The organism is Candidatus Aenigmatarchaeota archaeon, from assembly GCA_016932615.1.
Taxonomy (GTDB): domain Archaea; phylum Aenigmatarchaeota; class Aenigmatarchaeia; order QMZS01; family QMZS01; genus JAFGCN01.
Map to the genome: position 1 here is coordinate 139,121 of JAFGCN010000009.1, position 16,252 is coordinate 155,372.

At 48.1% G+C, this 16,252-nt stretch carries 5 protein-coding genes; all 5 read left to right on the forward strand.

The window, feature by feature from the left end:
- The first annotated feature begins 118 nt into the window (after window positions 1-118).
- The 5 genes from JW727_02820 to JW727_02840 are packed head-to-tail and all read left to right on the forward strand — an operon-like array spanning window position 119 to window position 16,240.
- The gene (locus JW727_02820) at window positions 119-346 is read left to right on the forward strand and encodes a hypothetical protein (protein ID MBN2094957.1); all 228 of its coding nucleotides are present in this window, start codon (window positions 119-121) and stop codon (window positions 344-346) included.
- A complete protein-coding gene (locus JW727_02825) occupies window positions 343-606 on the forward strand; it encodes a hypothetical protein (protein MBN2094958.1) in 264 nt (87 codons plus the stop codon). Before JW727_02820 ends, JW727_02825 begins: the two co-directional genes overlap by 4 nt.
- On the forward strand, window positions 596-12,373 hold the full coding sequence (locus tag JW727_02830; GenBank protein ID MBN2094959.1) for a DUF2341 domain-containing protein: 11,778 nt from the start codon (window positions 596-598) through the stop codon (window positions 12,371-12,373). The genes JW727_02825 and JW727_02830 overlap by 11 nt, the downstream gene beginning before the upstream one ends.
- On the forward strand, window positions 12,374-12,919 hold the full coding sequence (locus JW727_02835) for a hypothetical protein (protein MBN2094960.1): 546 nt from the start codon (window positions 12,374-12,376) through the stop codon (window positions 12,917-12,919). It abuts the gene before it with no gap.
- Window positions 12,920-12,931: 12 nt separating this feature from the next.
- Window positions 12,932-16,240: a hypothetical protein gene (locus tag JW727_02840; protein MBN2094961.1), complete on the forward strand. Its 3,309-nt coding sequence runs from the start codon at window positions 12,932-12,934 to the stop codon at window positions 16,238-16,240.
- The last annotated feature ends 12 nt before the right edge of the window (window positions 16,241-16,252 follow it).

A 16,252-nucleotide genomic window follows, 5' to 3' on the forward strand; every position in this document is an offset into this window, starting at 1 on the left:
TGGCATTGAAACGATTTGGGATCATTCCCCATCCAGCACCAGTACCGTTTAATAGGCGGTCTGGCTCTGGTTTGTCCACTTATTGCCTTTAACTATAGAATGCAAATTTAGTTATTGGATGGACATATGTGTCCAACAGACCATGGACATAGAGCATAGAATACTTGAAATATTGGAAAAAAACAGTGAAGGGGTTACCTTACTGGAGCTTGCCAGCTGGATTGAGGTGCACAGGCATACGCTGACAAAGTATGTCTACAAGCTGGAGGGTGAAAACCGGATAAAGATAAGGAAGGTGGGCATTGCCAAGCTCTGCTATCTGGCGGATAGGGGGTGCAGCAGATGAATGGAATCGAGAAGCGGATTGTAGAGCTTTTGAAAACTGAACGTGGCGGTCTTAATATTTCCTCTATTTCGAGGCGCCTTGGAGTCGAGAGAGTGACTCTCACAAACCACCTTTACCGGCTCATGGGGAGCAAAACAATAAGGATGCACCCCACAGGGAATGAAAAATTGTGTTTTCTTGAGGATACCTTGGCAAAGGACTGCCTGCAAAGAAATGTTCTGCCCTTATTATTGGCAGAGGGGTTTGAAGATGGTGACTAAGTGGGCTTTTTTTGGGATTCTGGTTCTTGTTGCAGTCTGTTCAATGCCTCTTATTGTCTGGGGGCAGGTTTGTGGCGACGGTTCAGGATCAGACTGCTCTACCAACTGCTCTAACCGAGTCTATGTTTGTGATGCCGATAGCTCCTGCTCAACTTACCAAGTGATGAATCAGGAAACGATAGCATGTTCTGACTCTACCTGGGCAGACAGCCAGTTTGACCCTTCGTCAAGCACAAACTGGGACAATACCGGAAGCTGCCTTGTAGGCAGGATTCCAAATTATTTTTATGGTTGGGCAATGGAAGATGATTATGACGATACTGGAACCCTGCGCTTATTCTCGACAAATGATATGGACGGCGACCTGTATACCCAGCACTGCAGCTGCCTGAAGGGTACTGGGTTTTGGGCTTTAGGGGGTGAATTGGCTTCCTCGTATTGTTGCGGCGATGATATTGATGAGCACAAGATTACGTCTACTGCAGGTACTGGAATGGATTTGTCTCTGCTCGACTCGACTGCCTGTTGCGACCGTTCAACAGACTGCACGTATGAGGACGTCTGCACTGGCAGGGACTCTGATAGTGATGCTGACGGCGATGATGATGAGGATGTCTGCACTTATTCTACCACAAAAACTGACACCTTTGACACCAAGAATACTTCTTTTTGGACTTTTGACGACAGTTTCCAGACCGTGCCATTTGACCTGAGCGGCGAGAACGTGCTTAAGATGTGGGGGAATGGCACGTCTTATAAAACGGTGTATCAGACAACACCTGACATTACTGACGGTGAGGAAGTGTATCTTGAATTCCAGCGGACGGCCACTAGCAGCTGGCATATCGCTGCTTTGGAACCGTCTGACAGTTCTCTTCGATGGTGCCTTCAGGAGGATAATAGTGGAAATATCCGGGTTCAGTACTATGACGGTGTCGGGTGGTACAACCCAAAGACCTTAATTTCAGGTGCTGAAACGGGAGTGTGGTATGGCGCGATTCTTGGAGTTGACGGGGGAAATGCCTACATGAAGGTATGGAAGCTCAGTAACCCTTCAGTGTATGGAGAGTATTCTCACAGGATGCATCCCGGTGTTACCTGGAGGTTTAGGGCCTGGCAATATCAAACAACAGTTGGATATATCGACAACTTCCAGATAAGGACTTCAAGCGTCTGGAAGGACTGTGCAATCGATGCACACTGCAAGATGGGGCAGTACTGCTCCTCAAATAATTGCGCGAGCGTCGCGAACCCCGAAAGCGTTCCTGATGCCAAGACAGACCAGCCTCTTAATTCAGAGCTTGGCGAAGTAAACGTTTCGCTTTCGGGAACGCTTCCTACTGGCTACAGTTACCTTCTGTCGGAAATCTATCCTTATCCCCGAAACCTCACCTTCACAACTTCTTCTTCATATGCGCACACTTCCCTCGAAGACAATTTGAATTACTGCTATCGCTCAAGGGTTCAGGATAAACTCAATGGCTATGACCATCACAGTGACTGGGATTACGGCTCCCTTTCAAGCGGGCTTGTAGGGCACTGGATTTTTGAGGAAGGGACGGGCACAACGGTGCACGACCAGTCGGGGAACAGCCGCACCGGGACTGCTGTTGGGAGCCCTACCTGGCAGAGCAATACGATTGCTGGCGATTATTGCATGGATTTTGACGGGACAGATTCATATGTCCAGGTTACGGACGCTTCTTCACTGCGGCTTACGGGCACAGATTTCTCTATTGAGTTTTTTGCCAAGCTGAACGAAACGCCTAGTGTATGGAGAGGCGTTCTTTTCAAGACTGACTATGCTGGGGGCTGGATGGTCTATCATGATGGCTCTCGCATGGCACTAAGAATCTATCAGGCCGCAAGCACAAGTGACGAGGTCAATATCCTTAATAGCGAACTTAACCTTAATGGTTGGAACCATGTGGCTTATACCTACAAATCCTCCACAAAGGAATTAAAGGCTTACCTTAATGGGAAATATCTGCGCGGTGGCACTTACCAAAATACCACTGTGGGTTCTTATACGGGAAACCTCTTCATGGGGTCTTCAGGGACAACAGCAAACTCGCAGAACTTCCCCGGAAACCTGGATGACGTGCGTATCTACACACGCATATTATCAGAAACCGAAATTGAGGCCTCAGCTATGGAGGGGCAATGGAGAAATGGCGCCTCAATGTCTGCAACGGTCTGCGACTCGACCCCCGACAGGACTGGACCCTCTACTTCCAACCTTACTGCCGAAGGTGACAACACCAATAACTTGGTGCAGCTGAACTGGACCTGGTCAGATGATGAGATAATGCCGGATGCCGACAATAACGGGCTTGTCGGCAGGTGGGACTTTGAGGAAGGAATTGGGCTTATTGCAAAGGACAATTCCGGAAACGGATATGATGGAAATCTTACTAATGGTCCTGCCTGGATTTCGGGGGTTCACGGGGACTTTGCGCTGGATTTTGATGGAGTAAATAAGTATGTTGATCTTGGCAATCCCTCATCTTTTCCGAACGGTACTTCTGCGAGGACGATGTGCGCATGGGCGAAAACGAATACTGTATCGAGCAACTACCGATGGGTTTTTGCATATGGCAGTGCTTCAGTAAGCCAAGCGATGTTTATAGGGTTGAATGGTGCGACTCTATATGGTGGAGGATACGGCGATGACGTTACCTTTTCGAATTTCTGGGAAATCAACGTATGGAAACATGTTTGCTTGGTTTACGATGGGACCTACGCAAGCCTTTATGGTAATGGTGTTCTTTTATCTGGGCCTACTGCAAAAACATGGAGCCTTATTAAAAGCAAGGCATATGTCGGAAGGCAGATAAATGATGCTGAATATTGGAATGGCACAATCGACGACATCCGAATCTACAACCGAACTCTTTCAGCAGACGAAATCAGGAACCTGATGCTTGTCGGCCAGTGGCACTTCGATGAGGGGGCTGGCTTCAATATCGCTGATGCAAGCGGCTCCAAGAATAATGCCGCCTTTTTGAACGTAACGACTTACACTCCCGACTCGAGCGGCTACATCAAAGACTGGCTTATTGTCGGGCCTTTTGACAATTATGCAAGGGACGGAAATTACAATGATGTCTATGACAACACGGGAGGTAATGATGCAGGTGACTCGGTCTGCACGGTCAGGGACATTGATGCCCTTGGCGGAGAAGCGACTGTAACACCATATTCTGGTGCCGGGCCGTACACAGGGTGCTCTGCAATTGGCGGCAACAATACCTGCTCCACTACAAATGTCTACTGGGCAAAGCAAAATGACGCTGACACCTATATAGACTTTGATGGAATCTATGCCGTAAACCAGTATGTGTTTGCCTACGGCTTTGCCTATGTCTATGCCCCGACTGCCCGGATTGCCCAGGCAAGATTCGGCTCGGACGATGGAATTCAGGTCTGGGTGAATGGCGACAAGGTGCACCAGGGGTATTACGCAAGGGGCTCGATTGCAGACAGCAACATAGAGACCGTAACTCTCCGGAGCGGCTGGAACCGTGTGATGGTAAAAGTCGATGAGGGCTGGGGCGGCTGGGGCTTTCACTTTCGATTCACCTACCCCAACGGCACGGCCATGACGGACCTCAAGATTTCGCTTGACAGGCCGGAGCCGACATGGAATTCCACTGGAATGTTTGGAGGCGCGATGACTTTTGACGGGGTTGATGATTACCAGGCAATTGATTCTACTGCGGGGAAATTCCTTGATTCTTTCACAATTGAGGCGATGATAAAGACCACCGACACGTCGGGCAGAGACACAATTGTCGGAAGGAACACAGCGGCAGGAGGCAATGTCATGATTCTTTGCACCTATAGCGGAAAACTTGACGCTTTTAACGGAACTGCAGACATCGACAGCCAGATAAGCGTTGCAGATGGAAACTGGCACCATGTCGCGCTGAGGTATAACCTTTCCAACAAGGAAGTTGCCCTTTATCTGGATGGGGAAAAGGTCAAGTCCGATATGAACGGCATGGTCGCTTTTTCAGCCACAGATAAGGTTTCAATCGGCCAGGAATGGGACACAACAACTCCTTCAGATTTTTTCCAGGGAGAGCTCGACGAAGTACGAATCTGGTCGCGGGCGCTCAGTGATGCTGAGATCCAGGGCCGGTCGAAATATGGGCTTTTCAGGACGAATGTGAGCGGCGGGAATTACACGCCGGTTTCAGGATTTTGGGATGATTTTGAGACCGACCTGAGCGGCTGGACTATATACTCTACTTCCTCCACTTCTGTAAACCGAACCACCTCAAGCAAATATCTTTCCGGCTCAAAGTCGGTGGAAGTCTATCAGACTGTGGATGACGGGGATACCTATATTCTAAAGAATTTCAGCATAGAAGGCAATTATCGGGTGGAAGGATATTTTTACGACAATACTTCCCTTACAGGCACGATTGTCGCCAGACCTGCTGATGGCGATGCGACTGCGGCCATGATGGGTGTGGCCACAGGAACCTCTTCGACGAATTATGTTTATCGAATAAGCAGCACATGGTATGTTTCTGGAGTCTCAAGAAGCACGGGTTGGCATAAGTTCACCTGGATCTCTGATGGGTCATCCACTAAAGGGTATATGGATGATATCTTCGTAAATGAATGGACTGATGTACAAAGTCTCCAGTATTTCTATTACGGTTCCTGGTGGGCAGTCAGCGGTCCTGGCTTCTATTTTGATGACCTTACGGTCACTCCTCTAGTCTTGGACAACAACCTCTCAGACACCGACGGAAATGACTCTTCTGCCCCGGACACGCAAGCTGCGCCAAATGTCACTGCGCACAGCTCCTCGCAGCTAAATGTCTCCTGGTCTTCGGTTTCTGATAACGGAAACTCGTACTATTATTATATTGAGTCCTATGATAGCGAAGGCAATGTCAAGGGGATGGGGGACGTTGCCATATTTTCTTCGACTAGTGGTACTAACTGGATGCCCGTTTCTGAAAAGAATGATGTTAGGGATTACCTTCTAAGCAATCTCGATATGGGTGCCGTGGCGTATGACTACGATGAGCAGGATGACCTAATAGATTGGATGGATGCGAGAATGACCGACTCGCATCCAGATATTCTTCTTGTGTTGGATATGGGACCTGAACAGGTCTATAATTGCGAAACCGACGGTTCTAAGATGGAAGAATGGTACGAGAATGGAAATATAATTATCTGGACAGGTGATTGGTCGTTTTATGGCCGGATAAATGCTACGGGTGATGAAGTGAATGGTTGCACAGAGGGAATAAATTATATCTCCGACAACGCTTTAGATATTATTTCAAGTTCGGATACAACCACCCGTACGAGTTCGGGGGCGACCTACACGCCTTCCATGAATTCTTCTTATTTGACTCACCGGCCGGTAGGATTGACGGATACGGCAAAAGCAAGTGAGGTTGAGGTATTTGCCTATCAGAATGTCACTTGGCGGGATTCTGCGTTATACAAGGCAAAAGGTACTGCGGGTTATGGATATTTCTTCCAGTATGGTATGGTTTACGACACTTCTCTTCCCAGAAAAGAAGTCTTGGAAGAATTTATTGAAAATTTTTTGGAGGGAAATATCTGGACGAATATTGTAAACGCAACCGTCATAACCGGCATGCACTCGACAGGACCCTACTATGTCAACGAAACCACCGACCATACCAATGCCACTGATTATGGGTGGGGAACTGCAACTTCTTATCAGGATATAGACCTTGCACCAAACACACAGTATTGCTATGCGGTAACGGCAAGGGACAATGCGCTAAATGTCGCAAGCTACTCAAGCGAAACCTGCAAGTACACTCTTGCAAATATTCCTACCAACCTGAGCGCAATAGGACTTAACCCCACTCAAATCTTTGTCCAGTGGAATGCCAATGGAAACCCTGCCGGGACATACTACAACCTCTCCAGGAACAACACTTCGGTCTATGAGGATACCGGAACCGGTACCACTGATTCATATCTTACCTGCAATACCCAATACACCTATAAGGTGATGGCCAAAAACGGGGATGGCGTATACACGGCAAACACAAGCGAAGTCTCGGCATATACTCTACCCGAAGACCCCGTTCTGAATTCGACAACGCACAATGTTTCTGAGGTCACGATGAATAATCTCATCAACTTTACAGCAACTACTTCCACTCCGGGATGCGCCAGCCACTTCCATTACCTTTGGGACACGAATCCGAGGTCGGTAGTTTCCTCAAGCGATGCCCAGTGGGACGGCTTAGAAACGCAGCTGAACGCCACCTGGGATGGAAACTGGTACCTTCATGCTATTTCTCACAATGGTGACCATGTCCAGAGCATAGGAGGCACGATTCATTTAGGTCCCTTTATAGTGAACACAACCCCAATTGAACTCAACTTTGTAGAGCCAACCCACCCAGACCAGTACAATACACAGGAAAATTATGCAGAGATAAATACGACAATACTCTACAAGGCGAACATAGATGCCTTAAAGTTCAACTGGAACGGGACAAACTATACGATTTATGATGAAGACCTGATCTTGGGGCTTAACTTCAACAATGTTTCTGAAATTGGAGAGAATGACTCCTTAGCGGTGGATGTTTCTCACTACCGAAACGACGGCACGATTTACGGCGCAAACTACACAGAAGGGAAGTACAATCTGGGATTGCAGTTTGACGGAACGGGTGACTATGTTGATTGCGGGAATGATTCGAGTCTTGGTCCTACAGGGAATCTAACCTTAATGTCGTGGTTATATCTTTCAAGTTTGCCTTCGGACTACAAAGGGATTATAGAGGGACAGCAGCCATATTATCGCTATTTATTGTACATCAGCGCATCGAACCGGCCAGAAATATTTGTCCAAACTGATGCAGGTGCCTATTACACTGATGAGGTGGGACATACAGAAACTCTGAATTTGGGTTGGAATCATATTGTTGGGGTCTACAATGGTACCGACTTAGCAGTATATCTGAATGGTGGGTTGTCCTATAATCGTTCTGCTTCAGGAAGCATACTGGCGGATGGTGGGGGTCTAAGGATTGGGCGGTATGATGCTACAGGACATTTTTTCAACGGAACAATCGACGAAGTCCGCATATACAACCGCTCCCTCAACTCAAGCGAAATCTGGCTCCTCTACCAGTCCGAGCTTGCAAAGTACGAGCCCGACAAGTACAGGTTTTACGCAAACCTTACTGACCTTGTAAACGGGACTTACACATATTACGCCTGGGGAAACGACACTGCTGGAAACCAGGATTTCACTGATGGGGCGATGTACCGGACGCTTTATGTTGGCGCGGTTTCAAAATTTTCCGTTTACCTCAACGCCCCTGCAAACGACACGAACACCAGCAACAATATGCCGGACTTCAACTTCACAGTCAATGGGTCCAAACTGACCTATTCCTGTACTCTTTTCGTGAACGAAAGCAGCTATGGAATGAATGCCTCAGTCCAGAACAACACCCCCACAATTATCACCGCAGATGACTTCCTTCCTGACGGGCTTCTTGAGTGGTATATCAACTGTACCTCTGCAGGTATTGTCAACCTTAGTGAAATAAGGCAAATCACCGTTGACAATACCACCCCGGTGACCACAGCGAGTGCAGTAAATAACGACTCAACACCTTACACTTTCAACACTTGGACAAGCTCGAACTACGTGAATGTTACGCTTAACTGCAATGACGGAAGCGGCTTTGGGTGTGACACGACGATGTTCTGCACTGATACGACGAATACCTGCACGCCTGTCTGGCTTTACGGTTCGTGGAGCTACCGGACGCCGATATCGATATCCAACACAGCGGAGAATCTGACGGATTATCAGGTCAGGATTGACCTGAACTCGTCGAATGTAGGTTTGGGGTTCAATTGGACGGAGGACATGAACGCGACAAGGTTCACTTATTATAATTCGACATCCGGCACCGAAACCGAATGCTCCTACTGGATAGAATCCTGGAACGCAACAACCCAGAATGCAACTATCTGGGTCAAGGTGCCGTTCCTTGAGAAAGACACGAGCACGACAGTATATATGTATTACAACAATAGCGGCGTGAGTACAACAAGCAGTGCGGATAGTACCTTCCTCCTGTTTGATGATTTTAACGACGCCAGTCTCGACACGGACAAGTGGCAGTCTTATTCTTGCGGTGCAGGTTCGGTATCTGAAACTGGAGGTTATCTGCGACTGGTCCAGGGAGGAAGCAATAGTGCCCGTCCATACCTGAGATCAAAGAATGAGATTTCTTATGATGACCTTATAATCGAGTATAAAGGTATGCTTGAGGATGGAGATGGATCCAATGCCGGCCAGGTGGGGTCTTTGTTGCATTGGGACGGGTTGGGGGGAGGAACGTATTGCGTTCCAAACAATGGCTTTAGAATTTATATGGATGAGGCAATAACCACGTTCCGAATGTCAAGAGATATCGGCGCATCTGAAACGGATCTGGACTATTATGGGTATTATGCGAATACCTCATGGCATGATTATTCGTTTTCCTACTTTGACGATGATTTGGAGGGCAAAATTGATGGGTCGAGTTTGATAACTGCGTCAGACAGCACCTCTTTTAGCAACCGTTATGTCGGCTTTTTAGGTAGAGAGGCACAATCAAGTTCAAGGATAGATGATGTCCGTGTCCGCAAATACGCCTCACCCGAACCATCATCCTCAGTCGGCTCGGAGGAGTCTCCGTCCAATATCCATATAAGTGACGAAGGCGTCTCATATATACGATTCCGCTCAAACGACACTTTGGGAAATGTCGAGTCGATAAAAAACGAAACCATAAGGATAGACACCATTGCGCCTGTCCTGAACTTCACTGACCCAACAGAGGACAACGCGACAATAATCAACCGAAACTGGACAGAGGCAAATATCTCAATCGAAGAGCCAAACCCCGACAATTTCGTGTTTAACTGGAACGGCACCAACCACACGTTTGACGCCGATGCAGGAAATGGATCAATTACCTATTCCGGCGACAATGAAGACCTTGTCCTGGCATTGAACTTCAACGAGGGCACAGGAAACACGACAGAGGACTTCTCAAATTACGGCAACAACGGGACTTTCAAGGGTACTGGAGAGCCTGCCTGGACGACGGATGGGAGGTTCGGTTCGGCTTTGAAGTTTGATGGTGTGGATGATTATGTTGTCGTCGGTGAGGATAAACTCGATAATTCCTCTCAAGGGACTGCTGAAGCATGGATTAAATTGGAGGGTTTGACTGCCGCAAGTTATAAAATTCTGGGTTACGGGGGGGACGCAGATAATTCGGGTGTTTTTGGTTTGGAGATAAGGAATACTGGCGGCAATTGTTATTTCGGTTTTGTCGATCGGGAGGGTCCGGCCACCGATTTGGATATAACTCGTGGCAGTACGGTTCTAACAACGGAGGTATGGTATCATGTCGTTTGGTGGTCGAACGGAACTGTCTGGAGGTTATATGTGAACGGAAAAGAAGAGACGTTAACTGATATAAATGGCGATGGTAAGAATGACGGTGATTGGTTTGCCGACGTGAATACTGTCGGTTCGCCGTCTTATACCTCAATAGGTGCCGTATTTTGGGACAGGGCCTGGCTGGATTTTATTAACGGCACAATCGACGACGTCAGAATCTACAATCGTTCCTTAACCGCAGAGGAAATAATGCTCCACTACGAATCCTCATTACAGAAATACTCTGACACTCAATGGCAGTTCTACTCAAACATAACAGGATTAACCGAGGGCACCTACACTTACTATGGCTGGGCGAATGACACTCTGGGAAGCGGAGCTTACACAATCAACTACACCGAGACAAGCCCAAGATACCTTTATGTTGATATGACTGCCCCAACTCTGCTCCTTCTAACCCTAAACGACACCTCACCCGTAGCAGCAGGAAACGTAACCTTCACACTTGACTTCTCCGAAGCCATGAACGAGACTGTAAACCCGACAGTGAAGATAAAGAACTCAAGCGAATATACGATAACCGCCCTCGGCTGGTTTAACTCCACAAGATGGGTTGGCTGGTACAACTTCACTACAGGGACAGGTGACGGAAACTACACAATCAACGTCACCGCAGCAGAAGACCTGGCAGGAAACACGATGGAGGAAGACACTAGCAACTCTTTCATTCTGGACACCACCGCCCCGACAGTCCAAATCGTTTCGCCAGAAAACACAACTTACGGAATAACTTCAGTCGACCTCAACTACACGGCAACCGATTCCGGCTCTGGAATTTCCGCCTGCTGGTACTCGCTTGATGGAGAAGCCAACCAAACCTTAACCGACTGCGCAAACACAACTCTTTCCGACCTCTCGGATGGCGAGCATAACCTAACCGTATGGGCAAACGACACTGCAGGAAACCTGGGCTTTGACACAGTATACTTCAATGTCTCTACCCTGGACCTTTACCTTTCGAAGTCTTTTGTGCCCGACCTTCTGGTATCTTATGAAGTGGAAAACCTGAATGTCACAACTACCCTGAAAATCAACAAATCCTCAACTGAGGTAAGCTTCTTCAACTTCACCGATGAAGTGCCTTGGGACTTCTCGCTTGACCAGTCGTCAATACGCCTTGTCCTGAAAAAGTACAGCCCATACTCTGAAACTAACGTGACGGAAAACGTGACGATAGATATAATTGACCTGCCGGGCGAAAACAACACCCGGATTGAGATAAACTGCTCGAACACAAGCGCATGTTTTGGCTCGTACCTCTCAGAAAACGACTCTCTTGTCCTGACTTACCTAATGAACTCCTCAGCGCTTGAGCCAGACTCCTCGCGCTCGACGATAACAACTGGAAACATCAGCAGTCCGGACGGAAGCCACGCAAACAGGACGCTTAACACCACCATCACCTGTGCGGAAGTGGTTCTCAGGGGATATAAGGACCTCACCGTAGACCTGGCAAACCCACAGAACATCTCTGCAAGAATTGTCGTGACTTCCATTGGCGGGACCGTAGGGAACATTCTGTTTTCGGATTACCTTCCAGAGGGCTCGACAATCTACGACCTGCAGGTTTACTGGTACAATGGCACTTACAATGCTCTCACTGAAAGCGACGACTACAATGTCACCGTTGATAGCGTGACTCTACCAGGCAATTACGATGGGGAGGTTTATATCTACAACTTCACGGTGGCAGGGGTTACCTGGCCGGGGCAGCTTGGAAACAACGAGTCAATAATTATCAACTACTCGTTCTGGGTGCTTGGAGGCGGGCAGTGGGACCTTCCGACAATAATCTCCGCCTATGACCCCATCTACAACAGGACTGTCAAGACGGAAATGTACGCAAACGCAAATGTGCCTTCATTTGACGTAATCCTGGAGATACTTACAAAGAAAGTCGAGCCGGGAGAGCTTGCAAAGGGGCTTCTTCGGATAATAAATGTGGGCGGGCCAAGGGCCAAGGTAGATGTCTATTCGAATTACGCAATAAAGACCTTTGAGGGGAGGACAATAAACGAGAAAAGCGAGACTCTTGCCGTCGTGGAGCAGAAGGAAAAGCTCCTTGAGCTGGAAGTGCCGGAAAGCACGGAGTCAGGAAAGTATGTCTTCGAAAGCTACGTTTCCTATGTCGGAAGGGAGGCGCTATCAACTGAAACTTTTGAAGTCATAGGCGAGGAAAAGCCGGGATTCCTTAAGGAATATGGGCTTTACATCCTTATCGGGCTTCTGGTCGCCATAAACCTTGTCGTGCTTATGAGGAAGAAATAAATGGGCGCGCACACTTTCCAGGGGGTTTTTGTAAGGGCGTTTTCGGCATTTTTGCTTTTTACAATTGTCTGCGCACAGGCCGCCTTCGCGGAAAGTATCTGCGCGCTAGAGCTTTCAAAGGAATCCTATCTTGAAGGAGACGACCTGGCCGCGATTCTCACCATAGACACGGAAAATGCAGAAAATGAATCCTCCTACTTTTTAAGCTACCGCATAGAGAAGGGGGGCGCAAAAAGCCCAATTTTCCAGAAAAGCCAGACTCTTTCAATCAAGGGCGAGCGGACGATTGTCATCGAGCAAAAGCTTGGCTTAGACTACCCGTCAGGGAAGTATTTCTTTATCGCTGACGTCAAGGGTCCGGACGGTGAAGCAACCCTTGAAAAAAGCTTTTCTATTGGAAAAGAGGGAAACAGCACACCCCTGGTTGCCATAGCTTTAGCCCTTTTGGCAGTTCTCACCGTTATTGCCTATTTAAAATCCAGAAAACCACCCACATTATCACAAGAGGCGCAAGAGGGCTTGGCACAAGGGAATATATATAAGTAGAGTAGTTGTATTATGGAGCAAAGACTCATACTCTCTTTTGCCATTCTGTTGTCATTAGCTCTTATTCTGCCACCGGCACTTGCATTTGTTGGCCCCGTTTCTTACCTTACCGAGACGGTTTATGCAGATTACTACGCGAATGGCACCGCTTCGTCTGACACATTTGCGCAGTGCAATGATAATGTAAACCCCTGTAAGTTCGGGTTTGTCGAAGTGGCGCTTCCTAACGCTAATGACACGCTCCAGACCGTCAGGGTGACTCTTTCAGGCACGACAGGGACAAACCTTGCGCAGGCAAGAGGATATCAGGGAACCGTCACTTCATATCCGACAATCTGGGGCAAGACCAAGATCTATGTAAATGATACCGTTTTCGGGGCAGACCAAAATTATTACAAGATTACTGACGGCGACCTTGCGCCTGCAATAGTGCTGAATGTTACAAGCTACACGAATGACCGTGGCGGGTATGACTTTTATGATTATGACAATATCGGTCCCGGTGGGTCGAACAATACGATGAACTTCACGATTACTGCCTACAACCCTTCAACATCCACGGGGCTTGATGCAGTCACTATACTGATTCTGTTTGACACGGACACGAATGGCGGCGCTGATTCCCTGAACATTACCTCTGCCACGCCGGGAACTGTCCAGGATTCTGACAGCGACGGGTACAATGATCGCATAAACTGGACGGGCACAATTGCTGCATCAGGCACACAGCAGTTTAATATCTCTGCAACGCTTATCGAAACAGTAAATATTGCAAATGGGGTCACAAACCTCACGCTTGACTACAACAACTCCCAAAAGGGGCTTAAGGCAATTTATAATAAGACTTCTGCCCTTACGGGCATAACAATAACCGCAGCTACTGCCCGGGGCTCCATCCGGCAGGGAATCGACATGGCCGAAAGAAGCGGCGGAGGCATATGGGATGCAAGGGGCTTTATCCACGTGCTGTCTTCGAACTCAAGCCAGGTGGGTGCAGGGACGATGCTCACATATAACATTTCCGATTGGCAGATTTACAATGTAAGTGTTACCACGGGTAACATGGACAATCTCCTCCAGAGCGGAACCTACACCCCTGCAAACTTTACTGCTAATTACGGGCGGCTTTATACCGATTCTGCTACGTTTTCCAGCAATAACTCTCGTGTCCAGATTGATGGAAATAAGCCGTACCTTGCCTCGTCATTTAACTGGAGTGTTTACTGGAATGATACTTACAAGTACTATGTTTCATACATAAACACGACTCTTGACCTTCCCACGCTTTACAAGGTCGACCAGATTCCTTCCCTTAGCTTGGGGGGATACCTGCTTGTGGGCTCTGCGACAACTGTCAATGTCACCTACATAAGCGAGTATCAGGGTGACATGGAAGCGACAATAAAGAACATGACTATCTTAAGCGTTGTGCCCAGGAACACGACACTGGGTGCGCAGAGAACCCCTCTTAACATCACGAACACCACAATTGTCGTTTCCTGGTGGAACACGACTTCCCTTGCCTGGGAAACAATAAAAACCGGAAATGGGACAAGCGACGGCGTTACCGTTACAATAACCCAGCCAAGCGGAGGGAGCAACGGTCTTGTCCAGGTCACTATTGCAAACTTCAGCCAGACCAAGATTAACAAATACCTTGCCCAGGGAGAGAAAATACAGCTCTTCTATGGGGTTGACGATTCTACGGACCTTGAAACGGGAGACTCCTTCCAGTTTAGCGCAAACTCGACCATTACCTCCCTAAGCGGTACACCTGAGACAGAAGCGCCAAGCCCCCAGACTATAGCAAGCTCCGGCAGGCAACTTGTCGGTTACAAGGACTTGTTTGTCGCAAATCCTGCTACCCCGACCCTTGTTAACGGAACTTTGGTAGTTCAGGTTTTTGGAGGGGACATATCGAATATAAAGTTTATTGATTACGTCCCTAACGGAACAAACTTCAGCTGCTCTACAAATGCGATACTTTTCTACAATTCCACAGACGGAAGCACCTGGGCAACCTCTACAGACATTTCCGTAAATGATACCGGCTACCTGACGCTTGCCGACGGCACGGTAGTCAGGTCCTGCGAGTACACAAGCGCAAATGGCCTTGGCTGGACCCTTGGAAGCAGCAAGGCGGTTAGGGTCATGTACCAGGTAAACATCACAAGCCCTGGGCTTTATGAGGTTCCAATGGGAATCGCTGGTTTCGACCCTGCCACAGGGCAAGGCATAAGCACTACCGTCTACGGTGTAGTGAGGATAAGCGTCCCTGAACCGGAAGTTCCGCCGATTATCACAGAGGGTGGCTTTTTGGTGGCCAAATCAGTCCAGGTCGGAAACCCCGTTGTCTGGGTGAAGAGCTTTGAAGTGTTCAGTCCCAACTCCAAGTTTGTTGATGCTGAATTCTCAACTGAGGTCTTTGAGGACACCACTGCAGGTTATGTTTCCTATATTGACGAAATGGGTCAGGAAAAGAAAGAGGAGGTGGCTTTTGTCACAAAGGACGGAAAGCGCCAGATGGTCTGGTCAACAAAACTCTACCCTCAAGAGACAAGGAACTATGACCTGAGGATACTTACCCCTCCGGTTCTTGAAACTGACAGGGATATTGAGGTTCTTGGGGTTATTGAGGAGAAAATGGTTGAGCTAAGGATGTCTGTCTTCATGAGGAGCATGGCGCAGGAAGAGTACACCGATGTTCAGCTTAACCTGCCAATTTCCGCTTCAAGTGTCCTGAGCATAACTGATGGTGAAGGAAACCCTATTTCTTACACCGGTGACAGCACGATAAAGGCAATTATCCCTTCCTTTGGCCCTCAGGCCATAAAGGAATTGGTTATCCGTTACAAGCAGTCCTACCCAAAAATCATTGTAACTCCTAACCGGGACAGGTATGACCCCAACTCCATAGTCAGCCTAGATATACTCGTCATTCATGGTGGCGAGGAAGTAAACTACCCTTACCTTGAAACAGAGGTTTACACTCCTGACCGGGATACAGTTTACGCAAACATACAGCAGCTTGACAAGCTTGAGCCGATAACAAAAACAAGCCTGTCCGAGAGTTTTACCGTGCCTTTAAACGCTCCTGCTGGAAGGTATATTGCAGAGAGCCGGCTTAGAAGCGACATGGCCACGCTTGCAACCGGCACAGGAAATTTTTATGTCGGGGGAGGCGGAAGCGCTGTGGGGAGCTGGATGGGTTACATTATGCTTCTTTTGGCGCTGGGCATACTCTACTTTGGCGTTAAGAGGATACGCAGCGAGACCCGCAGGGTCTCAGAGAGTAGCATTCCTGCGAGCCAGAATGCATAGAATAGTTTGGCC